At 70.6% G+C, this 20,694-nt stretch carries 19 protein-coding genes; 9 read left to right on the top strand and 10 right to left on the bottom strand.

Annotation, left to right across the window (positions count from 1 at the left end; translation table 11 throughout):
- Genes IE290_RS12200 through IE290_RS12180 form a run of 5 tightly spaced genes read left to right on the top strand, consistent with a single transcriptional unit; the run spans position 1 to position 4,016 of the window.
- Positions 1 to 810 (top strand): SDR family NAD(P)-dependent oxidoreductase, encoded by an 810-nt coding sequence (locus tag IE290_RS12200; protein ID WP_191244654.1) that lies wholly within the window; start codon positions 1 to 3, stop codon positions 808 to 810.
- On the top strand, positions 810 to 1,622 hold the full coding sequence (locus tag IE290_RS12195; RefSeq protein ID WP_191244653.1) for an enoyl-CoA hydratase/isomerase family protein: 813 nt from the start codon (positions 810 to 812) through the stop codon (positions 1,620 to 1,622). Before IE290_RS12200 ends, IE290_RS12195 begins: the two co-directional genes overlap by 1 nt.
- Entirely contained in the window at positions 1,619 to 2,671 is a 1,053-nt protein-coding gene (locus IE290_RS12190) for a 3-oxoacyl-ACP synthase III family protein (protein WP_191244652.1), read from the top strand. Before IE290_RS12195 ends, IE290_RS12190 begins: the two co-directional genes overlap by 4 nt.
- A complete protein-coding gene (locus IE290_RS12185; protein ID WP_191244651.1) occupies positions 2,671 to 3,762 on the top strand; it encodes a beta-ketoacyl-ACP synthase 3 in 1,092 nt (363 codons plus the stop codon). Before IE290_RS12190 ends, IE290_RS12185 begins: the two co-directional genes overlap by 1 nt.
- Before the next feature lie 23 nt (positions 3,763 to 3,785).
- Positions 3,786 to 4,016 carry an acyl carrier protein gene (locus tag IE290_RS12180; RefSeq protein WP_191244650.1) on the top strand — a complete coding sequence of 77 codons (231 nt, stop codon included), beginning with the start codon at positions 3,786 to 3,788 and terminating at the stop codon, positions 4,014 to 4,016.
- Between the two features lie 25 nt (positions 4,017 to 4,041).
- Here the strand turns inward: IE290_RS12180 and IE290_RS12175 are convergent, their stop codons facing one another.
- Genes IE290_RS12175 through IE290_RS12150 form a run of 6 tightly spaced genes read right to left on the bottom strand, consistent with a single transcriptional unit; the run spans position 4,042 to position 11,718 of the window.
- Positions 4,042 to 4,710 (bottom strand): TetR/AcrR family transcriptional regulator, encoded by a 669-nt coding sequence (locus IE290_RS12175; protein ID WP_191244649.1) that lies wholly within the window; start codon positions 4,708 to 4,710, stop codon positions 4,042 to 4,044.
- A gap of 55 nt (positions 4,711 to 4,765) precedes the next feature.
- The gene (locus IE290_RS12170) at positions 4,766 to 6,313 is read right to left on the bottom strand and encodes a sugar ABC transporter ATP-binding protein (RefSeq protein WP_191244648.1); all 1,548 of its coding nucleotides are present in this window, start codon (positions 6,311 to 6,313) and stop codon (positions 4,766 to 4,768) included.
- Positions 6,310 to 7,431, bottom strand: coding sequence for an SMP-30/gluconolactonase/LRE family protein (locus IE290_RS12165; protein ID WP_191244647.1), 1,122 nt, complete (start codon positions 7,429 to 7,431; stop codon positions 6,310 to 6,312). The genes IE290_RS12170 and IE290_RS12165 overlap by 4 nt, the downstream gene beginning before the upstream one ends.
- 9 nt (positions 7,432 to 7,440) lie before the next feature.
- Positions 7,441 to 9,642, bottom strand: a complete 2,202-nt coding sequence (locus tag IE290_RS12160) for an ABC transporter permease (protein WP_229874428.1) — start codon at positions 9,640 to 9,642, stop codon at positions 7,441 to 7,443.
- 21 nt (positions 9,643 to 9,663) lie between these two features.
- Entirely contained in the window at positions 9,664 to 10,740 is a 1,077-nt protein-coding gene (locus IE290_RS12155) for a sugar ABC transporter substrate-binding protein (protein WP_191244646.1), read from the bottom strand.
- Between the two features lie 39 nt (positions 10,741 to 10,779).
- Positions 10,780 to 11,718, bottom strand: a complete 939-nt coding sequence (locus IE290_RS12150) for an ABC transporter permease (protein ID WP_229874427.1) — start codon at positions 11,716 to 11,718, stop codon at positions 10,780 to 10,782.
- 532 nt (positions 11,719 to 12,250) lie between these two features.
- Between IE290_RS12150 and IE290_RS12145 the strand changes: the two genes are divergently transcribed.
- Together IE290_RS12145 and IE290_RS12140 are read left to right on the top strand one after the other, a co-directional pair.
- Positions 12,251 to 13,192, top strand: coding sequence for an NAD(P)H-dependent flavin oxidoreductase (locus IE290_RS12145; RefSeq protein WP_191244644.1), 942 nt, complete (start codon positions 12,251 to 12,253; stop codon positions 13,190 to 13,192).
- Positions 13,192 to 14,757 (top strand): AMP-binding protein, encoded by a 1,566-nt coding sequence (locus IE290_RS12140; protein ID WP_229874426.1) that lies wholly within the window; start codon positions 13,192 to 13,194, stop codon positions 14,755 to 14,757. The genes IE290_RS12145 and IE290_RS12140 overlap by 1 nt, the downstream gene beginning before the upstream one ends.
- A 4-nt stretch (positions 14,758 to 14,761) precedes the next feature.
- Here IE290_RS12140 and IE290_RS12135 read toward each other — a convergent pair whose 3' ends face one another.
- The 3 genes from IE290_RS12135 to IE290_RS12125 form a co-directional block, all read right to left on the bottom strand.
- Entirely contained in the window at positions 14,762 to 15,640 is an 879-nt protein-coding gene (locus IE290_RS12135) for a hypothetical protein (protein ID WP_191244643.1), read from the bottom strand.
- On the bottom strand, positions 15,633 to 16,088 hold the full coding sequence (locus IE290_RS12130; RefSeq protein WP_229874425.1) for a hypothetical protein: 456 nt from the start codon (positions 16,086 to 16,088) through the stop codon (positions 15,633 to 15,635). The genes IE290_RS12135 and IE290_RS12130 overlap by 8 nt, the downstream gene beginning before the upstream one ends.
- A gap of 118 nt (positions 16,089 to 16,206) precedes the next feature.
- The gene (locus tag IE290_RS12125; protein ID WP_191244641.1) at positions 16,207 to 17,247 is read right to left on the bottom strand and encodes a DUF3592 domain-containing protein; all 1,041 of its coding nucleotides are present in this window, start codon (positions 17,245 to 17,247) and stop codon (positions 16,207 to 16,209) included.
- Between the two features lie 108 nt (positions 17,248 to 17,355).
- On the opposite strand from IE290_RS12125, the gene IE290_RS12120 reads away from it, so the two are divergent.
- Complete coding sequence (locus tag IE290_RS12120; RefSeq protein WP_191244640.1) at positions 17,356 to 18,693, top strand: MFS transporter; 1,338 nt, start codon at positions 17,356 to 17,358, stop codon at positions 18,691 to 18,693.
- Entirely contained in the window at positions 18,690 to 19,436 is a 747-nt protein-coding gene (locus IE290_RS12115) for an N-acyl homoserine lactonase family protein (protein WP_191244639.1), read from the top strand. The genes IE290_RS12120 and IE290_RS12115 overlap by 4 nt, the downstream gene beginning before the upstream one ends.
- A 20-nt stretch (positions 19,437 to 19,456) precedes the next feature.
- On the opposite strand, the gene IE290_RS12110 is transcribed toward IE290_RS12115, so the two are convergent.
- Positions 19,457 to 20,632, bottom strand: a complete 1,176-nt coding sequence (locus IE290_RS12110) for an NAD(P)/FAD-dependent oxidoreductase (RefSeq protein WP_191244638.1) — start codon at positions 20,630 to 20,632, stop codon at positions 19,457 to 19,459.
- Between the last annotated feature and the right edge of the window lie 62 nt (positions 20,633 to 20,694).

Below are 20,694 nucleotides of genomic sequence, written 5' to 3'. Positions count from 1 at the left end.
ATGAGTGGTGACAGTGGCGCGGTGCTCGCGCCACCCGGAGTCCAGCGCGACGGCGGCTGGGCGACGAGGGGGAGGCTGGCCGGGCACGTGGCGATCGTGACGGGCGGCACGCGAGGACTCGGCCTCGCCATGGCGACCGCCTTCCTCCAGGAGGGCGCCAGCGTCATCTGCGCTGCGAGGCGGGAGACGTCTCTTGCCGACCTCACCGCGGTGCACGGTGACCGGGTGCGCGTCGCCACGGTGGACGTCTGCTCGGCGGAGTCGGTCCAGTCCCTGATGGACGGAGCGATGCGGCAGTTCGGGCGCGTGGACATCCTGGTGTCCAACGCCGGCGTCAGCCGCAACGGCAAGATCGTGGACCTCGGCGAGCGGGAATGGCGGGAAGTGCTGGACACCAACCTGACCGGCGCTTTTCACTGCACGAAGTACGTGGTCCCGTGCATGGATGCGGCCGGGGGCGGGCGCATCATCAACATCTCGGCCGGGATGTCCTCGCGGGTCGCGCCCGGCGCGGCCGCCTACTCCGCGTCGAAGGCCGCGCTGGAGATGTTCACCCGGGCCTCCGCCGTCGAGCTGGCGAAAAAGGGCATCCTCGTCAACTGCATCGCTCCCGGGTTCGTCAACACCGGGATGTACGAGCCCCTGCGCGACGACGAACGGCTGCGTTCGCGGTACGAACGCATGATGGTGTCCGGTCGGCCGGGCGAGCCCTCGGAGGTCGCGGCCGCGGCCGTGTTCCTCGCCAGCGCGGAAGGCTCTTACGTCAACGGGCACGTCCTGGAAGTCAACGGAGGTCTGTTGTGGTCCTGATGGAGCGACTCGCCAAGGGGGAGAAGACCGTGTACGTCGACGTGGAGGTCGAAGGCGCGGTGGCCACGATCCGGATGGACCGGCCACCGCTCAACGTCCTGAACCTCGAGCTGCTGAACTCGCTGCGCGAGGCGGCGGAGGAGATCGCCGCCAGGCAGGAGATCAAGGCTGTCGTGCTGTACGGCGGCCCCGAGGTGTTCTCCGCCGGAGCCGACATCCGCGAGCTGGAGCAGCTCACCGACGAGGAGGCGCCGGAACACGCCAAGGCGATGCAGGACGCCGTGATGTCCGTGGCGCACCTCCCCGTGCCCGTGATCGCGGCCATCCGGGGTGCGGCGGTGGGCGGAGGGTGCGAGCTCGCCCTCGCCGCCGATTTCCGCGTGTGCGCGGACAGCTCCGTGATCGGCCTTCCGGAGATCCTGCTGGGCGTCATTCCCACCGGAGGTGGGACGCAGCGCCTGACCGCGGTGGTGGGTCTGCCGAAGGCGAAGGAAATCGTCTACTCGGGACGAGCACTCGACGCCGAGGAAGCCCGCGAAATCGGACTGGCCGACCGCGTGGTCGCAGACGGGGAGGTGCTCGCCGAGGCGAAACGCTGGGCGGCACGGTACGAAAACAGCTCGGCGACGGGACTGCGGGCGGCCAAGGCTGCTCTCGAGTACGGGCAGGACGACGGCCTGGCCGTCGAACTGGAGAACTTCGTCGAGTCCTTCCGCGCGCCAGACCGGACGATTGGGATGCGCAGCTTCTTCGAGCACGGACCCGGCCGGGCGAAGTTCGGCACGGGCACGGAAAGGGCGGGACAGGAATGACCACTGACGTGGGGATCATCGGTCTGGGCAGGTACCTGCCCAGCGAGGTGCGTACCAACGAGGACGTAGCCGCTCGTACCCCTGGAGTGAACGCGGAGTGGGTCGGGCGGCGGACGGGGGTGCTGACCCGGCACGTCGCCGCGCCCGGGGAAGCCGCTTCGGACCTCGCCACTCCCGCCGCCGAGGCGGCGCTGTCGGCCGCGGGGCTGGATCCCGCACAGGTGTCCCTGCTCGTCGTGGCGACCACCACCGCTGACGAGCCCAGCCCGGCGACAGCGTGCCGGGTGCAGGCATCGCTGGGAGCGGTCAACGCGGTGTCCTTCGACGTCAACGGCGCCTGCGCCGGCTGGCTGTTCGCCGTCAAGATCGCGCGCGACTGGCTGCGGGACAATCCGTCGAGCGGGTACGCGGTCGTCATCGGCGTCGAGGTGTTCTCCCGGTTCCTGGACCCGGACGATCGCGCGACCGCGGTCATCTTCGGCGACGGTGCCGCCGCCGCGGTTCTCGGACCGGTTCCCGGGGGCGCGGGATTCGACGACATCCGCCTGGGTACCGAAAGTGCTCTCGCGGACGCGGTGGTCGTGCCCGGTGGGGGGAGCCGCATGCCCGCCAGCCTGTCCACAGTGGAGCAGCGAGCGCACACGATCCGGATGGACGGCCGGGCGGTGACCCAGTTCTTCCGATCCCAGTTCCCGCAGTTGCTGTACGGGTTGCTCGAGGACCACGACCTCAAACTCGACGACATCGACGCCTTCGCCTGTCACCAGGCGAATCCCGTCCTGTTGCAGGCGGTCGCCGCCGAGCACGGCATCGATCCGGACCGGCTCATCGTCGTGGCCGACCGCATCGGCAACATCGGCTCCGGATGCACGCCTTACGCGATCGCCGAGGCCGTGGCCCGGGGACGCGTCCGCCAGGGCTCACGGGTCATCCTCGTCGCGTTCGGCGCCGGCATGACGTGGGGTAGTGCCTTGCTGACCTGGGCACCGGACGTGCGACTGCTGGATGCCCCGCCCGCCCTCACCACCCGTCCGAAGGAGAGTGCGTGATGACGACCTCCGGTGTCATCGGGCTCGGCATGAGCCTTCCACCCGACGTGGTCTCGAACGAGAGGCTGATCGGGGACAACGGGCTCGACTCCAGTGACGAGTGGATCAGGACGCGCACCGGGATCGGCGCGCGGAGAATGGCTGACGAGTACACGAGCACCGGCGATCTCGGTGCCGCCGCCGGTGCCGCTGCCCTCGCGTCCGCCCGGTTCGTGACCGGCGGTGACGTGCGTCCGGACATGGTGATCCTGGCGACGACCACGCCGGACCACCGGTGCCCGTCGACCGCGCCGCACATCGCGCACCGCCTGGGGCTCAAGGATGTCGCGGCGGTCGACGTCTCCGCGGCCTGTTCGGGGTTCGTGTACGCGCTGTCCCTCGCCCACGCGCTGGTCGTCGCGGGAACGTACCGGCAGGTCCTCGTGGTCGCCGCCGAGACCTACACGACCACGTTGATCGACCCGCACGATCGGGACACCGCGATCCTGTTCGGCGACGGCGCGGGCGCGGCCGTGGTGGCTCCCGCGGCACCGGGTGATCCCGGTGCCGTCGAGTCCATCGAGCTGGGCAGCGACGGCACCGGACTGGACGTGTTCCACGTGCCGGCCGGCGGCTCCAGGTCGCCCTTCCGGATGAGCCAGGGGCCGGTCGAGGAGCTGTACGTCAGGATGAACGGGCGCGCGCTCTACACCAACGCGGTTCGGCGGATGACCGCCACAGCCAGGGCCGCGTTGAGCGGAGCCGGCTGGTCGGTCGAGGACGTCGACGTGTTCGTCGGTCACCAGGCGAACCAGCGGATCCTCGACAGCGTGGCCGAGCACCTCGGCCTGCCGCCCGGCCGTCAGCAGGGAAACCTCCGCGAGCTGGGGAACACCGCCGCGGCGTCGATCCCCCTGGCGGTCGCGGACGCCGCTCTTCGCGGCGCCGCCCGCCCGGGCGACCGCACCCTTCTCGCGGCGTTCGGCGCCGGATACACGTGGGGCTCCGTGGCCATGCGATTCCCGGCCGCTGTGCCCTACAGCCTGGCTCCGCACGCCGCGGGTGCACCGGAGCCCGCGGTGCCGGGTCGCCGGGTCGTCACCCCCGCTTGATCGCAGTTCTAGGAGAGGAACCGATGACCGAACGGTACGAGCAGCTGACCCGGACCCTCGTCGAGAAGTTCTCGGCCGACCCCGACCAGATCACCCCGGATGCCACGCTGGCCGAACTGGGGCTGGACTCGCTCGCGGTCGCCGAGTTGTTCATGAATCTGCAGGACGAGTGGAACGTGCCCCTGCAGGACGACATCGACTCGATGGAGCTGACCCTCGACCAGGTCGTGAAGCTGGCCGAGCCGGCGGGATGACCGTGGTGTTCCCGGCCGGTGATCGTCACCGGCCGGGAACACCCTTCAGGTGCTTCGGGCGTTCCTGGATGCCCACGGTCATCAGCGCGATGTCGATGTAGCGCTGGGCGACCTCCTCGGGCGCCATCGGGCCCGTGGGGTGGTACCAGCGCGCGATGGACTGGCACATGCCGAGCAGGGCGCGGGCCGTCTCGGCGGGCTGGGCCACCGTGAACATCCCCTGGACCGTGCCGTCGGTGACGACGCGGACCAGCAGGTCCTCCACCTCCTTGCGGATCGCCGCGTAGCGTTTGCGGTTCGGGGCCGACAGGTAGCGCAGTTCGACGTCCAGGGTCGCCAGCTTGACGCGGTGCGTCATGTACAGCACGACCGCCTCGATCATGTTCACGAACTGCAGGTCGGGCCGGTCGCCGGCGTCCTCGACCGCCGCGCGGGCCCGCCACGCCACCTCGAGCGTGCCCTTCTCCAGCAGCGCGACGAACACGCCCTCCTTGTTCTCGTGGTGGTAGTACAGCGACGGCACCGTCTGGCCGACTCGGCGCGCGATGTCCCGCACCGACGTGCCGTAGAACCCGCGCTCGTAGAACGCCTGGAGCGCCGCGGCCAGCAGGGGGGTCAGGTCGAGTGGCTCGAACGTGCGCCAGTCGTCCCGCCCGTCCCGCGCCGGGCGGGTCTTCCTCGCTGCTGCTTTCACGCCTGTCCACCCGACTTTCGTCCGTTGCCGGTGCCTGCCAACGTTACGCCCCGCCTCAGTAGATCGCGGCGTACATGATCTTCTCCTGCGTCGCCTCCGCACGGCTGAACTCCGCGACCGCGCGGCCGAACCTGGTGACCAGGATGCGGTCCGACACGGCGAGGATCTCCGGCAGGTAGGAGGATATGACGATCACCGCCTTGCCCTCGTCGGCGAGGGTGCGGATCAGGTGGTGGATCTCGTCGATCGCGCCGACGTCGACGCCGCGCGTGGGCTCGTCGAAGATGACCACCTCCGGCTCGGCGACCAGCGACTTGCCGACCACCACCTTCTGCTGGTTCCCGCCGGACAGCTCGACGATCTTCGCGTCCGCGTTGATCGCCTTGATGCGCAGCTTCTTCGACCACTCGTCGGCGATGCGCCTGCGCTGCGAGGAGGACAGCAGCCACTGCCGCCGGCCGCGGCGGGAGGCCAGGTAGCCGAGGTAGATGTTGTCCGCCACGGTCATCGTCTCGAAGAACCCGTCGAGCTTGCGGTCCTCGGTGATGTAGACGATCCCGTCGTCGATCGCCTGCTTCGGCACCCGGTAGCGGACCGGTTTGCCGTTGAGCAGCACCCGCCCGCCGTGGATCCGGTTGCGCTTCAGCGCGCCCGTGACGATCTTGGCCGTCTCCGTCCGGCCGCTGCCGATCAGCCCGGCGATGCCGAGCACTTCACCGGCGTAGGCCGAGAACGACATGTTCTTCACGACGTTGCCGAGGATCAGGTTCTCCACCTCCAGCACCCGGCGTCGCCGCACGCCGCTCTCCCGGGCGGCGGGCCGGTTCCGCGCGGCCCCGTCGAGCGAGCGGCCCACCATGTACCGCACGATCTCGTCCCGCGAGGTCTGCTTCGCGTCCAGGCAGGCCACCCGCTTGCCGTCGCGCAGGACCGTGACGCGGTTGGCGATGGCGAGCGACTCCTCCAGCGCGTGCGACACGTAGATGATGCCCAGGCCCGCGGCGCGCAGGTCCTCGATCACGTTGAACAGGTGCAGGGTCTCCTCGGGGGTGAGGCTCGCGGTCGGCTCGTCGAAGATGACGATCCGGGCCCCGGTCCGCAGGGCGCGGGCGATCTCGACCATCTGCTTCTTCGCCGCCCCGAGGTTCGACACGTACGCGGTCGGGTCGACGTGGAAGTTCATCGACTGCAGCAGCTGCTGGGCGCCGATGTTGAGGGAGCGGAACCGGGTCAGCAGCTTTTCGTGGCCGAGTTCGATGTTCTGCGCCGCGGTCATCGTCGGCACCAGGCTCGTTTCCTGGTAGACCATCGCGATGCCGTGGTCGAGAGCCTCGTGCGGGCGCCGGAACGACACTTCCTCCCCGCCGATGCGCACCACCCCGCTCGAGTGCTGGACGGCCCCGGCGAGGATCTTGCACAGCGTCGACTTGCCCGCGCCGTTCTCGCCGACCAGCGCGTGCACCTCGCCGGCCCGCAGGTCGAAGTCGACCTCGGAGATCGCGTGCACCCCGCGGTAGGTCTTGGTCACCTTCGCCATGTCGACGAGCAGTGTGCCGTCACCGGCCGGATCGATGTCGAGCTGCTCCACCAGCGACTGGCTCATCGCGCGTCACCCGCCCTCGTGATCAGGACCTCGTCGCCACCGCGGACCGCGATGAACAACCGGTCGCCGTACTGCTTCACCGACGTCACCCCGTGCCGCCGCCCACCACCGCGGCTGTGCAGGCTGCGAAGCGGATAGCCGTCCGGGTCCAGCCGGGTGACCAGGCCGTAGGACCGGGGCGGCGCCCACGGTTTGATCACGCCGAGCTTGCGGATCTGCCCGCCCTGCAGCGGTTCCAGCCCGGAGTCGAGGCCGCGCAGCGCGGGCCGGATCCACAGGTCCGGGTCGATCGTGCGCATCATCTCCTCGACGTAGTCGCGCTGGGTGAGCACGAACTCGACCAGCTGGGTGCGCAGCGCGAACACCGCGAGCCAGTACCCGCCGCTGGAGGCCGGGCTGATCCGGCCCGGGTAGCCGGGCAGGTTGTCCCGCAGCACCTCCGGCCGGCCGGGATCCGTCAGCGGGTAGCGCACCAGCCGGTGCGACCACGCCTCGCTGACCACGAGCGCGTCCTCGTCCGCGGTGAGCGTGACCCCGCTGGGGTGGGCGAGTCCGCGGGCCAGCACGGTGGTCCGGCGGGTCCGCGGGTCGTACCGCAGCAGCCGGCCGAGGGCGTTCTGCTCCATCAGGTCGCGCACCCAGTCCCCGCCGTGGTGGCGCAGCGACCCGTCGGTGAGGTAGATCGTGCCGTCGCCGGCCACCGCGACATCGGTCAGGCAGTGGGTGGGCACGCCGTCGGAGTCGGCGTCGACGAGGACCTCGGTGCCGCCGCCCTGGTCGATGCGCACGAGCCCGAGACCCGCCACGCACACCAGCAGCCCGCCCTCGTGGTCGGTGGTGATCGCGCCGGCGTCGCCGGGCACGGTCGCGGTGACCTCGTGGTGGGCGAAGTTCAGGCCGTACCGCCGCACCACCTTGTCGGCCGTGGTGACGTACAGCGACCCGAACGCGTCACGGACCACGTCGTCGGGCTCGGGCAGCTCGTCGATCGACTCCTCGATGCGCTCCAGCGCGTCGTTGGGGGTCAGCCCGCCGTCCAGCGGCGGGATCGCCCGCGCGCCGGACCGGCCGGGGAACAGGAACTCCTTGACCAGCTCCCACGCTTCCACTCGTGGCATCGTTCCTCCTCAGCTCACCGACGCGTGGCGCGTCTCGCGTGCCGCGCCGGCGGCCGCCGCGGGCAGATCGCGCACCTTGATGCGGCCGATGCGGTTGTTCTCCAGCCCGCCGATGTACAGGTAGCCGTCGTGCTCGCGCATCGACGTGATGGTGGAGTGCTTCTTCCCGCCCGGGTCCCAGTAGGTGTCGAGCACCTCGCCCTGTTCGGACACCCGCACCACACAACCGTGGTTCATGCTCGGGTAGAGCCACTCGTCGCGCGGGATGCGCTTCATCATGCGGCGCCGGAACTTCGGCATGCGCATCGCGAGGTCGTAGGCGGGGGAGCGCATCCCGCAGATCGCCACCCAGTAGGCCCCGCCGGAGGCGCGGTTGATGTTGTCCACGTAGCCCGGGAAGTTGTCCATGAACACCTCGAGCCGGCCCTTCTTCGGGCCGCTGTGCCAGTACCGCAGGATGCGGCACAGCCAGGTCTGGGCGATCAGCACCGATTCGCCGTCGTGGGAACAGCACACGCCGTTGGGGAAGACCAGGTCCGGCACCGCGGTCCGGGTCTTGCCGGTGGCCGGGTCGTAGCACAGGAGACGCCCGTTGGGCCGGCCCTCGATGCCGTCGAGGACCCAGTCGGCCATCTCGAACCGGTTGGTGGCCTCGCTGAAGTAGATCTTGCCGTCCGGCGCGATGTCGAGGTCGTCGGGCAGCCGCAGCCGCGAGTCGTCCCGCAGCCGGGTCCAGGTCCGGTTCGTCTCGTCGGAGAGCTTGCGGTGCTTGCCGTCCGGGGAAACCGAGTACAGGCCCATGCCGCCGACGCACACGATCAGGTTGCCCGCGGCGTCGAAGGCCAGGCCCAGCGGGTGACCGCCGATGCGCGCGAAGATCTCCCGGTCGCGGTAGTCCTCCCCGGAGAACCGCAGGATCCAGCCCTGCCGCGTGCCGCAGTAGATCCGGCCCTGGTCGTCGAGGATGACGTCCTCCGGTCCCTCGACCTCGCCGAGACCGATCTCCTCGGCGTCGCTGAGCCGGTCGTTGACCTCGTAGCGGGTACCGGAGCCGGGCCGCACGTCCGGTGGGGTGCCGTACTCGACGAGTGTGGGGTTGACGTAGGTCTTCTGGATCGCCTTGCCGCGGTTCTTGCCCCACTTCGTGTCGAGCCCGACGGCGATGATCAGCACGACGGCCAGCGCCGTCTGCAGGACCTCACCGCCGACGTCCATCAGCAGCAGCCCCTTGCCGAGCAGGCTGATCGTGGCCGCCCCGATGAAGGCCCGCCACACCGTGCCCTTGCCGCCGGACAGGCTGATGCCGCCGAGGATCACCGCGGTCAGCACGCTCAGCTCCATGCCCTCGCCGACCCGGGCGCTCGCACTGCCCAGCCGCGCGGCGTAGAAGACACCGGCCAGCGCGCACAGGGCGCCGGAGATGACGTACCCCAGCAGCAGGACCCGTTCCACGCGGATGCCGGCGTGCCGCGCGGCCCGCCTGCTCGCGCCGACCGCCGTCACGTGCCAGCCGAACCGGGACCGGCTGAGCAGGACGTGGCCGGCGACGAGCACGACGAGCAGCGTGACGAAGCTGAACGGGATTCCGGCCACCTTGCCCGTGCTGAACCAGTCCCACACCGGGTCCATCAGGAACACCGTCGCGGTCTGCGCGGAGTAGTGCAGGTCCAGCAGGTTGAGCACACCGCGGAAGATGATCAGCGTGACGAGCGTGGTGAGGAACGGCCGCGCCTTGAGGTAGGCGACGATCGACCCGTTCACCGACCCGAGGATCGCGCCGACGACGACCGTCAGCAGGATCGCCGGCACCACGGGCACACCGACGACGGTGATCAGCAGGAGCACCACGATGTTGCACAGCCCGAACATCGAGCCGACGGACAGGTCGATCCCGCCGGAGATCATCACGATCGCCATGCCGAGGCAGACCAGGGAGATCTCGGCGAGCTCGGTGGCCGAGGACAACAGGTTCGCGGTGGTGGCGAAACCCGGTGCGGCGATCGAGAAGAAGACGATCACCCCGACCAGGATCGCCAGCGGGATGGCGGGTTCCATCCACCGCTTCTCGAAGAGTTCGGCGAACAGCTGCTGCGGGGAAAACCGGTACCGCAGGTGGCGCAGCCGGGTGCCGAGGTTCTCGTTCTCCAGAACGTTGCGCTCCGGAGGCCGGCGCCGGGCGGGCACGGGCCGGACTTCCGTACTTGCCGTCATGGCGGTCCCTCTCGGTGCCGGTCAGGAAACGGTGAGCCCGTCGCTCTTGCCGTCGTAACACATGTTGGGCTGGTTCCAGTTGGTCTTGTCGATCTTGACCAGCGGTGTGTAGTCGGCGATGCGGGCGGTGCCGGGCGCCTGCCCGGACTGCAGGAGGTACTTGGCGATGGCGACGATGTCCTTGCCCTGCGTGGGCACCGAGTAGCCGTAGGACTGGTGGAACATCCCGTCGCGGATGCCCTCACAGGTGATCGAGCTGTGGTCGGAGGTGAACACCTTGACCTGCCCGAGCTTGCCGGCTTCCTTGATCGCCGCCGCCGAGCCGTACTGCATCTGGTCCCAGAACCCCCAGCTGGCGCACAGGTTCGGGTGCTGCTGGATCACGGTCGCGGTGATGTCGTGGGCCTTGGTGCGGTCCCAGTTCGCCGCCTGGGTGGACACGATCTTGATCTCCGGGTGCTGGTCGAAGATCTCCTTCGCGCCGGCCATCACGTCGAGGGTGAACCCGGAGGTCGCGTCGCCCTGAACGATCTGCACCTCGTGCGAGGTGGGGGTGTTCGCGCCGCACTCGTTGACGATGTCGCTCGCGATGCGGCGGCCGAGGTCGATGGTGTCGGCGCCGACGAAGGCGTCGGACTTGTAGTTGCTCACCATGTTGATCTGGATGACGTAGATCCCGGCCTGCTCGGCCTGCTGGATGAGCTTGGCGAGGATCTGCACGTCGAAGTTGTGCACCACCAGCACCGCGGGCTTCTCGTTGATCAGCGACTGCACGGCTTCGGCCTGTTTCGCGGTGTCCCAGTTGGGATCGCGCAGCACGTAGTTCAGCCCGGCCGCCTTGAAACCGGTCTCCATCTGCCGGTTCCACTCCTCCATCAGCGGGGTGCCCAGTCCCACCGGGACGAACGCCACCGTCTTGCCGTTGATGCTCTGCAGGGCGTGGTCGCGCAGTTCGCCCGCCGAGGCGGTGGGCGGGATCTGGCCGCTGCTGGTCGACGCCGTGTTCGCCCTGGTGCCGGTGGAACAGCCGGTCGCGATGAGCATCGCGGCGGCGCCGAGCGCGAGTGCGCGGACCGCGCGGGTACGAAGTGGACGCATGGGAGGACCTCCTTGTCCTTCGGGTGGATGTCTGGGGTGTCAGTCGCCCTGGCGGACGGTCTCTTCGTCACGCGGGTGCAGCCGGTTGTCCAGCACGAGGGCCCCGAGCAGGATGAGACCCTTGACGATGTCCTGCTCGTGGGTGTTCATGTTCATGATCGTCATGCCGTTGAGCATGATCCCGATCAGCGCGGTGCCGGCCACCACGCTCGCGACGCTGCCCCGGCCGCCGACCAGGCTGATGCCGCCGACCACGACGACGAGCAGCACGTCGTAGATCAGCGAGCCGTCGATCACCTGGGTGTTGAGCCCGCCGACCGCGCCCGCGGTGACCAGGCCGCCGACGAACCCGATCGCGGCGCTGGCCGTGTACTCGAACACGGTCAGCGGTCGCACCGCGATGCCGGTGATCGCGGCCGCGCCGGCGTTGTCCCCGTGGGCGTAGATGAAGCGCCCTCCGCGGGTGCGGGAGAGCATCAGCTGGGCGAGCACGGCCACGACCGCGAACACGATGATGGGGACCGGGACACCGAAGACCGTGCCCTGGCCCAGGGCCAGGACGAACTCGCGGTCACCGGGCAGTTCCGCGATCAGTCCGTCCAGGACGGTGGTGCGGGCCAGGCCGTAGACCAGCAGGCCGGAGGCCAGTGTCGCGAACAGGGCCGGGATCTCGACGAACGCGATCAGGAACCCGTTCAGCAGTCCCATGATGACGACGATGCCGAGCCCGGTCAGCAGCGCGACCGGGGTGCTGACCGGGGTGCCCATCAGCTGGATCGCGACCGCGGTGGCCACGCCCATCGAGGCGATGAGGGAGAGGTCCATCCCCCTGGCGATCACCACGACCGCCATGGCCACCCCGAAGATCCCCAGCGAGGAGACGCTGCGGACCAGGTTGACCAGGTTGTCCACGTTGAGGAACCCGTCGAGGGTCAGGCTGAAGACCACGAACAGGGCCACGACCACGAACAGGACCACCTGTTCCTGGGAAATCCGGTTCCGAAATGACCGCCGTGACCTCGGTAGAACTGCGCTCATCGCCACTCCATTGTCCGATGCGCGGGTTGTCTAGCGAGCACTAGATAGGATTGACGGAAAAGATACACGGGTTCGTTTTCCAGACAAGTCCACGTGGTGTGCGGAGCCGGGTTACCACCCGTTGGGGTGAGGTGGGCGGCGACGGCGGCGGGCGTGCCGGGGTAACACTTCGGTATCACGGCGCCGCACTGGTCCCTGCTCCGGGCTGCTCGAACCCCTTGTCCTGCAAGGAAGTTTCAGTCCTGAATGGTCAAAGGTTAAACCGCATCCGCGCGGCGGGCCGCGTTGTCCGCGACGCGAACTTGACAAACGAGCCGGCGCGTGCCCTACTTATCGGGCGTTAGATAGCCAGTGGTGTTCAGGGACGCGACAGGGAGCGGTGTGACGTATTCGCCGTCGCGCTGATTTCCTTTTGCCGCATTTCCCTTTTCCGTTTCTCGTGCCGATCACCGTCGCTTGAGAGAAAAACCGCATGCTTCCTTCTACCTGGGCCCCGCGGCTGCGGGTGCCGCTGATCGCGGCGCCGATGACCGCCGTGTCGGGTCCCGATCTCGTCGTCGCCGCCTGCCGCCAGGGCGTCATCGGCTCCTTCCCGACGCACAACGCGCGGACTCCCGCCCAGCTCGACCGGTGGCTGACCCACATCCGGGAGGCCCTGCCCGCAGCGGCGGCCCCGGTCGCGCCCAACCTGGTCGTGCACCGGTCGAACCCGCGGCTGCGGGAGGACGTGGACTGCCTCGTGCGCCACGGGGCCGAGCTGGTCATCACCAGCGTCGGGTCCCCGGAACCGGTGATCGGGCCGCTGCACGACGCCGGGGCGCTCGTGTTCGCCGACGTCGCCACCCTGCGCCACGTGGACCGCGCCGTGGCCGCCGGCGCCGACGGTCTCGTGCTGCTGACCTCCGGAGCCGGTGGGCAGACGGGGTGGAACAACCCGTTCGCCTTCGTCCGGGCCGTGCGGGAGGGCTACGACGGACCGGTTGTGCTGGCCGGTGGGGTCAGCGACGGTGTCGCGCTGCTCGCCGCTCGCCTGCTGGGTGCGGACCTGGCGTACATGGGCACCAGGTTCATCGCCACCGAGGAGAGCCTGGCCGGTGACGACTACCGGCGGGCGCTCGTCGCGGCCTCGCTCGACGACATCGTGCAGTCGCGCGGCCCGAGCGGGTTGCCGGCCAACTTCCTCGCCGAGTCGCTCCCAGCCGGTGACGGCTCCGGGCACCCCGCCCGGTTCGACTACCGGACGCTGCTCGAGCCACCCCGCGCCTGGGCGGCCGGCCAGACCGCGCACAGCGTGCGCCGCGTGCAGAGCGTCGCCGAACTGGTCGAGTCCACCCTCGCCGAGTACGCCTCGGCCCTCCGGGCCGTTCCCGTTGGTCCCCTCGCCGAGGCCGGTGCGGCCGGAAAGGAGTTCTGATGTCGTTGTGGGGAACGCTGCCGGGTGTGCTGGACCGCGCCTGCGCGTACTACCCGGACCGGGTGGCCGTCGTGGACGGTGCGCGCCGCATCCGGTACCGCGAGCTGCGGGACTGGTCCGACCGCGTCGGCAACGGCCTGCACGAACTCGGGGTGCGGAAGGGGGACCGCGTCGGGCTGCTGATGCCGAACTGCCTGGAGTTCATCCCGACGCAGCACGGGATCTGGAAGGCCGGCGCGGCGATGGTGCAGATGCCGGCCCGGGCCTCCGCCGAGGACCTCGCCTTCTTCCTGGAGCAGTCCGAAGCCTCGGCTCTGATCTACCACGCCCAGTTCGATGCCGTGGTCGGGAAGTTCCGCGGACGGCTGCCGGGCATCCGCCGCTACATCCGGCTGGGCGGCGGGGAGGACCAGGCGGACACGTGGGACTACGGGATGGTGTTCAGCGCGGCGCCGACGGAGACCCCGGTTCCCGAGCCCGCCCCGGACGACCTCGCCTACGTCGCCTTCACCTCCGGCACGACGGGCACCCCGAAGGGCGTCATCTACACGCACGAGGCGTGGTCGCACTACATCGTGACCGCAGGGCTGGAGATCGCCGACACCCGGCCCGGCGAGGTGTTCGCCCACGGCGCGCCGCTCACGCACTTCACCGGCGCGTTCGTGCTGCCCACCTTCATGCGCGGCGGGACGAACGTCATGCTGCCCACCCTGGACATCGACCTGCTGCTCGACACCGTGGCGAAGGAGCGGGTCACCGCGACCGCGGTGGTGCCGACCGCGTTGTACCTGCTGCTCGACCACCCGCGCCTGGCCGACACGGACCTCTCGTCGCTGCGCACGGTCATCTACGCCGGATCGCCGATCGCGCCGGAACGCCTGCGCCAGGCGCTGGCCGCGCTCGGGCCGATCTTCGTGCAGACCTACGCCGGCCACGAGCCCGGGTTCCTGACCACGCTGCGCAAGGAGGACCACCGGCTGGGCACACCGGAGGAGGTCGCGCGGCTGGCGTCGGCCGGACGCCCGATGTTCCACGTCGAGATGAGCATCCAGGACGAGTCCGACCGCATCCTGCCGGTCGGTGACGTGGGGGAGGTCTGCACCCGGCAGGAGGGGCAGATGGTCGGCTACCTCGACCCGGCGCTGGACGGTGAGGCGATCCGGGACGGCTGGGTGCACTCCGGCGACATCGGCTACCTCGACGACGACGGCTACCTCTACCTGGTCGACCGCAAGAAGGACATGATCGTGTCGGGCGGGTTCAACGTCTTCCCGCGGCAGGTGGAGGACGTCCTGGCCCGGCACCCCGCGGTCGCGCAGTGCGCGGTGTTCGGCGTGCCCGACCCGAAGTGGGGTGAGGCGGTCAAGGCGGTCGTCGTGCCGAAACCGGGGTCCGGCGTCGACGCGGCGGAGCTGATCGCGCTGGTCAAGGAGCACAAGGGCAGCGTGTGGGCGCCCAAGTCGGTGGACTTCGTGTCGGCGTTGCCGCTGAACGCGTCGGGCAAGGTGGACAAGAAGTCGCTGCGCGCGCCGTACTGGGCCGGGCAGGAGAGGCGGATCGGCTGAGGTGTCAGCACCCGGCCGAGCGGGTGCCCGGCGGGCTGAACTCCAGCCAGAGCGCGTTCGTCCGGGGGAGGACGTACGTGGGGCTCTCCGGGCGGCGCCAGTCGTCCGGGACGAGGACGTACTGGCCGCCCGACTGGAGCAGCAGCTTCAGCCCGGGGTAGCGGTACTGGAACGCGCCGTCCGGGGCGGGGCAGTGCACTTCGCCCGGGAGGGTGAGCATCTGGGTGCTGTAGAGAACCACTGCGGGGCGGGTGGGGAGCGCGCGTTCCGTTTCGAACGCGCGGCGGACGCCGACCTGGCCCGCGTAGTCAGCCACCGCCCAGAACAGGCCGAACGTCACCAGCGCGTAGGCCACCAGCCACTCGGCGACCCCGTGCGCGCTGCCCGCGGGCGCGCTCCACCGCCGCCACGCGAAGATCAGCAGCACCACGGCCAGCGCGAACCCGAGCCCGGGCAGCGCGGTGAACCGCCGGTAGGGCACCGGGTCCAGCGCGATCGCGAAGGTCACCGCGAGCAGTGCCGCGCCCAGCACCGCGGCCACCGGCGTCGCCCGGCGGAGCAGGGTCTGCCAGGCCCGCCGGGAGAGCCGGAAGCGCAGGAACCGGATCACGCCGAGCACCAAGAACACCGCACCGGCGATCTCGGCGATCGGCAGCAGCAGCCCGTCCACCCCGCGCGCCAGGATCTCCGGCGTGGTCTGGCCGAGCAGCGTGTAGTGCACCCGGAAGTAGCTGAAGAACACCTGCGTGGTCAGGAAACCGAAGTAGTAGAGCAACCCGGTCAGCAGCGTCGCGTTCGCGGCCAGGGTGCCGATCACGCGCAGCGCGCGGGCCGGCCCGGTCTGCGGGCGGGGGCGTGGCGGCGACAGCCGCGAGCTAGCCACCGGAGTCGGTGGTGTCCGGAGTGGACCGCTCCGAAGAGGACTCCTCCGTCGTGGTCTCGTCGGTGGTCTCGCACGGGGCGGCTGTGATGGTGATCGTCCCGCCCGGATACACCGGGTCCGGCGAGATGTCCGGCACGCACTCGCCCGAGCCGACGATCCGCACCCGCACGCCGCACCGGTCCGGGCCGCAGAACTCCGCGAGCTCCCGCAGGATCGCGCCCTGCGCGCTGGTCGGACCCGCCGCGCGGACCGTGCTGTCGTAGTTGATCGGGCTGCCCGGCACCCCGGGCGGGTTGTTCTTCGACGTCCGCGTCCGCTCGGTGGTGTCGGCCGTCGTGCCGGAGCCCGTGCCGGTCGTGTCCGTCGTGGTGGTGACTTCGGGCGGGCTGTCCGCCGTCTGTTCGCCGGGGATCGGCGACCCGCCCGCGCACCCCACGAGGGTCGCCACGATCAGTAACGTTCCGTAATACCTCCGCATAGCTCACCGTCCCGGAGGGAGTTCCTGCTTATCAGGACGCGCCCGGACCGCTGCCTGATACAGCAGCCGGCTCCTCCCTTCGGGTGAATCAGCGCGTCCGGTGGCGCGTGGGCAGCAATGGCGTGCTCGCCCGCGCCGGGATGGCGTACGGGCTCTTCCCGCCGTCCCGGGGGAACAACACGGTCATCCAGGTGCCTTCGCCCCCGACCCAGGCCGGCCGCCGCTCGGCGCTCTCGAAGCGCGTCGGCTGGCGGGTCGACAAACCGCCACTCAGCTCGATCTCGCCGCCCTCGGCGTAGCTCGCGAACACCCGCCCGACCGGGGTCACCACGACCGACGCCGGGTGCCACCCGGTGCGGCGCGCCGAGGAGTACCGGCGCAACCAGCTCACCGCCGCGAACGCGGCGACCGGGGTGCCGGCGAGCCCGGCCAGGCCGGGCACGACGAACATCGAGAGCCGGACCGGGTCCGTGTTCGTGTCGTCGAGGGTGCGGACGCGGCCGGGGTCCGCGGGGTCGTAGATGACCAGGACCTGTTGGTACGGCTGGAAGCGCTGCGTGGTGTCGAGCTCGATCAAGGCGGCCCGGCGGGTGTCGCCGACCGGGTAGGTCACCTCGATCGTCCCGTCCCCCCGGCGCGGCTGCGTCGCCGTCACGACGGTGGCGGTGACCCGTGTCCCGGTCTCCAGCAGCTCCCGCTCCTCGCCGGTGATCCGGTCGAACTCGGCGGAACTGAAGATCAGCAACCCGAGGAACGCCACCGTGCCGGCCGCCGCCAGCCCGGCCGGCACACGCAACCGGGACAGGTGCGCGGCCGCTCCGACGTCGCCGGGGCCGGTCGGCACCCAGCGCTGTGGAGGGGCAGGCGCACCGGACGCCAATTCCCGCGCGCGTGCCTGGGCGAACCTGTGCCAGTAGATGGCCTCGACCGCCAGGAGGACGGCCGCCGCCGACAGCAGTATGGCGAGGGCCACCGCGACACCGAGCTGGGTTCCATCGAGGCCGCCGGTGATCGCGCCCGCGACGAGCACCCCGATCACGGCCACGACGGCGAGGCAGGAGCCGGCGAACCGGTTCCGCGTTCTCCGGCGTCTTCGGACGTCGTCGTCGGACGCGATGCCCGTGGTCATGATCCCAATCTACTGACCCGCGCTTGTGACCGGTGCCACTTTGACAACCACCTCAGGCTCCCTGAGGATCGGCAATTAACCATCTGGTCCATTGAGAAGGAGCACGACGTGGTGGCTCAGCCGGGTGCCGACAGGGCGCGTCCGAGGAAGGCGGCACTCGCCGCCTGGGTCGGCAGCGCCCTCGAGTACTACGACTTCTTCATCTACGGCACGGCGGCCGCGCTGGTGTTCGGCAAGATCTTCTTCCCGGCCTCGGATCCGGCGACCGGCACGCTGCTGGCCCTGTCCACCTTCGGCGTCGGGTACGTGTCGCGGCCGCTGGGCGCCGTCCTGCTCGGCCATCTCGGCGACCGGTTCGGGCGCAAGCGCGTGCTCGTGCTCACCCTGCTCCTGATGGGCCTGTCCACGGTGCTCGTCGGCTGTCTGCCCAGCTACCAGACCGCCGGGGTCGCCGCGCCGATCCTGCTCGTCGCGCTGCGGCTGCTGCAGGGGCTGTCCGCGGGCGGCGAGCAGGCGAGCGCGAACTCGATGTCGCTGGAGCACGCCCCGGAGAACCGCCGCGCGTACTACACCAGCTTCACCCTCAGCGGCACCCAAGCCGGACAGATCGTCGCCACCGCCGTGTTCCTCCCGGTCGCCGCGCTGCCGCAGGACGCGCTCCTCTCGTGGGGCTGGCGGGTGCCGTTCTGGGGCAGCGCGCTGATGGTCCTCGTCGGCTACCTGGTGCGCCGCACGGTCGAAGAGACACCGGTGTTCGAGCAGGAGGTCCGCAGCGGCGAGGTCAGCAAGCTGCCGCTGGTCGTGCTGCTGCGCGAGCACTGGGCCGACGTGCTGCGGGTGATCGTCGCGGCGCTCATCGCCTCGGTCAGCACCATCTTCACCGTCTACGCCCTGTCCTACGCGGTCAACACGGTCGGCCTGAGCAAGACGCCGATGCTGTGGGTCGGGGTGCTCGCCAACGTCGCCGCCGTCGTCTCGATCCCGCTGTGGGCCAGGCTCGCCGACCGCGTCGGGCGCAAACCGCTGTTCATCGCCGGGTCGCTGGGCTGCGCGGTGCTGATCTTCGCCTACCTCGGCGCCATCGCGGCCGGCAGCTGGGTGCTGATCTTCGCCGTCGGCATCGTCCTGTTCGGCGTCGTCTACACCGCCACCAGCGCGGTGTGGCCCGCCTTCTACGGCGAGATGTTCCCGGCGCGCGTGCGGCTGTCCGGCACCGCGATCGGCACCCAGATCGGCTTCGCCATCAGCGGTTTCCTGCCGACCGTGGCCGCCGCGGTCGCCGGTGGGGGCACCGGCGCGTGGCTCGGCGTGGCGATCTTCACCGCGGCGCTGTGCCTGGTCAACGTCATCGCCGTGGCGACCGCGCGGGAGACCTACCGCGTCCCGACCGCGCGGCTCGGCCTCAAGGAAACCGTGCCGGCGGAGCCGGTGGGCGCCACGCGGTGAGCGAGTACGAGGTCCACGCCCTCTGCTACGGCCGCCGCGAGGGCACCCGCGGACAGCACTTCCTCTCCTGCGCCGCGGGTGAGGCCGACCAGCCGCACCCCACCGCGTACTACGTGTGGCTGGCGCGGTCGGCCCAGCTCACCGTGCTGATCGACGCGGGCATCCACCCGTCCCGGGTGCCGGCCGGCCTGGCGTACCGGCGGCCGGCCGAGCTGCTCGCCTCGATCGGTGTCGCCACCGGGGACGTGGACCTCGTGGTGCTCACCCACCTGCACTACGACCACGCGGGCACGGTCGCGGACTTCCCGGCCGCCCGCTACGTCGTGCAGCGGCAGGAGCTGGACTACTGGACGGGACCGTGGGCGAAGCGCATCCGCCGCGAGCACTGGCTGCTCGACGAGGACGCGCTCGACCACGTCCGCGGCGACCGGCTGTCCGAAGTGGACGGCGACGCGGAGGTGCTGCCCGGGCTGAGCGTGCACCTGGTGGGCGGGCACACGGCCGGGATGCAGATAGTCCGCGTCGCGACCGCCGCCGGGCCGGTCGTCGTGGCCTCGGACGCCAGCCACTTCTACGAGAACCTCGACGACGACCGGCCGGCGCCGCTGCTGCACGCGATGCCCGGCGTCTACGGCGCGTTCGACCGGATCCGCGAACTGGGCGGCATCGTGCTGCCCGGCCACGATCCGGAGGTGCTGGCGCGGTACCCGGCCGCGGGACGGGACGTCGTCCGCGTCGCCTGAAGCCGGGTACCGCCGGGGCGTCAGGCCGCTCGGTCCAGCGCGGCCGGCGCCTCGGCCCGCACCAGCTCGCGGCGCTTGGCGTCGGTGGCCCACCACTTCCGCTTGCCCGGGTGGCGCGCCTCGTAGCCCAGCTGCCACACGATGCTCCGGCAGATGACCTCCTTCACCTTCGCGCCCAGCCGGCCGCCGATGTAGGAGGGCTTCGCGGTGTCGTCCTTCGTCGAGAACTGGAAGATGCCGTGGTGACGGCCCAGGCTGACGCACAGCCCGGCGAACCCGACGTCGATCGGGGCGGGCTTGCTGCCCGCGATCCGGGCCAGGACCGTCTGGGCGGCCTGCGGGCCCACCTGCACCGCGGCCTGGCAGCTCATCCGGACCGGCAGGCCCGAGGGCGCCGCCGAGTCCCCGGCCGCGACGATGCGCTGGTCGTCCACACTGGTCAGGGTCTCGTCGGTGAGCAGGCGGCCCAGCGCGTCGGTGGTCAGGCCGCTGCGGGCGGCGAGGTCGGGGACGCCGAACCCGGCGGTCCACAGGGTCACGCCGGACAGCAGGGCGCGGCCGTCGCTGAGCTGGACGGCGTCGCGGGTCACCGCGGTCACGGTGACGTTCTCCAGGACGGTCACCCCGAGTTTCGCGAGCCGGCCGGCGACCGACTTCCGTCCGCGCGGGTGCAGGTACGGGCCGAGCTCGCCGCCGCAGACCAGCGTCACGGCGCGGCCCCGCCCGGCGAGTTCGGCTGCGGTCTCGATGCCGGTGGGGCCGCCGCCGACGACGGTCACCGTGGACGCCGCCTCGACGAGCGGCTTCACGCGCTCGGCTTCCTCGAGGCTGGCGAGCGGGTGGGCGAACTCGGCCGCGCCGGGCACGCTCGGGTCGGCGCTGCCGCTGCCCACCGCGTAGACCAGGTAGTCGTAGCCGATCGTGTCGCCACTCGCGAGGGTCACGCGCCTCCCAGCCGCGTCGATCCGGGTCGCGGTGTCCACGACCAGCCGGACGCCCCCGGCCAGGACCTTCCGGTACTCGACGACCGCGGGGTTCGTGCCGGCGACGAGCTGGTGCAGGCGGATCCGGTCGACGAACTCCGGGCGCGGGTTGACCACGGTGACGGTCACGTCGTCGCGCTGGGTCAGCCGGTTGGCCGCCATGACCCCGGCATAGCCGCCGCCGATCACGACCACTTCGGTGTTGCCGCTCATGGTGTCTCCTCTCCAAGGGGGTCGACCACTTGACAACACGGCCCCCGCGGTCGTGACAGCAC

This window comes from Amycolatopsis deserti (assembly GCF_014653945.1).
Taxonomy (GTDB): domain Bacteria; phylum Actinomycetota; class Actinomycetes; order Mycobacteriales; family Pseudonocardiaceae; genus Amycolatopsis_E; species Amycolatopsis_E deserti.
This window is presented reverse-complemented; position numbering and strand designations above follow the sequence as displayed.

What these genes read in the sequence shown, in the direction of transcription:
- IE290_RS12125 (WP_191244641.1), bottom strand. Translation starts at nt 17,247, where the DNA reads ATGACCACGGGCATCGCGTCCGACGACGACGTCCGAAGACGCCGGAGA.
- IE290_RS12165 (WP_191244647.1), bottom strand. Translation starts at nt 7,431, where the DNA reads ATGCCACGAGTGGAAGCGTGGGAGCTGGTCAAGGAGTTCCTGTTCCCC.
- IE290_RS12110 (WP_191244638.1), bottom strand. Translation starts at nt 20,632, where the DNA reads ATGAGCGGCAACACCGAAGTGGTCGTGATCGGCGGCGGCTATGCCGGG.
- IE290_RS12200 (WP_191244654.1), top strand. Translation starts at nt 1, where the DNA reads ATGAGTGGTGACAGTGGCGCGGTGCTCGCGCCACCCGGAGTCCAGCGC.
- IE290_RS12195 (WP_191244653.1), top strand. Translation starts at nt 810, where the DNA reads ATGGAGCGACTCGCCAAGGGGGAGAAGACCGTGTACGTCGACGTGGAG.
- IE290_RS12185 (WP_191244651.1), top strand. Translation starts at nt 2,671, where the DNA reads ATGACGACCTCCGGTGTCATCGGGCTCGGCATGAGCCTTCCACCCGAC.
- IE290_RS12160 (WP_229874428.1), bottom strand. Translation starts at nt 9,642, where the DNA reads ATGACGGCAAGTACGGAAGTCCGGCCCGTGCCCGCCCGGCGCCGGCCT.
- IE290_RS12170 (WP_191244648.1), bottom strand. Translation starts at nt 6,313, where the DNA reads ATGAGCCAGTCGCTGGTGGAGCAGCTCGACATCGATCCGGCCGGTGAC.
- IE290_RS12145 (WP_191244644.1), top strand. Translation starts at nt 12,251, where the DNA reads ATGCTTCCTTCTACCTGGGCCCCGCGGCTGCGGGTGCCGCTGATCGCG.
- IE290_RS12140 (WP_229874426.1), top strand. Translation starts at nt 13,192, where the DNA reads ATGTCGTTGTGGGGAACGCTGCCGGGTGTGCTGGACCGCGCCTGCGCG.
- IE290_RS12155 (WP_191244646.1), bottom strand. Translation starts at nt 10,740, where the DNA reads ATGCGTCCACTTCGTACCCGCGCGGTCCGCGCACTCGCGCTCGGCGCC.
- IE290_RS12190 (WP_191244652.1), top strand. Translation starts at nt 1,619, where the DNA reads ATGACCACTGACGTGGGGATCATCGGTCTGGGCAGGTACCTGCCCAGC.
- IE290_RS12180 (WP_191244650.1), top strand. Translation starts at nt 3,786, where the DNA reads ATGACCGAACGGTACGAGCAGCTGACCCGGACCCTCGTCGAGAAGTTC.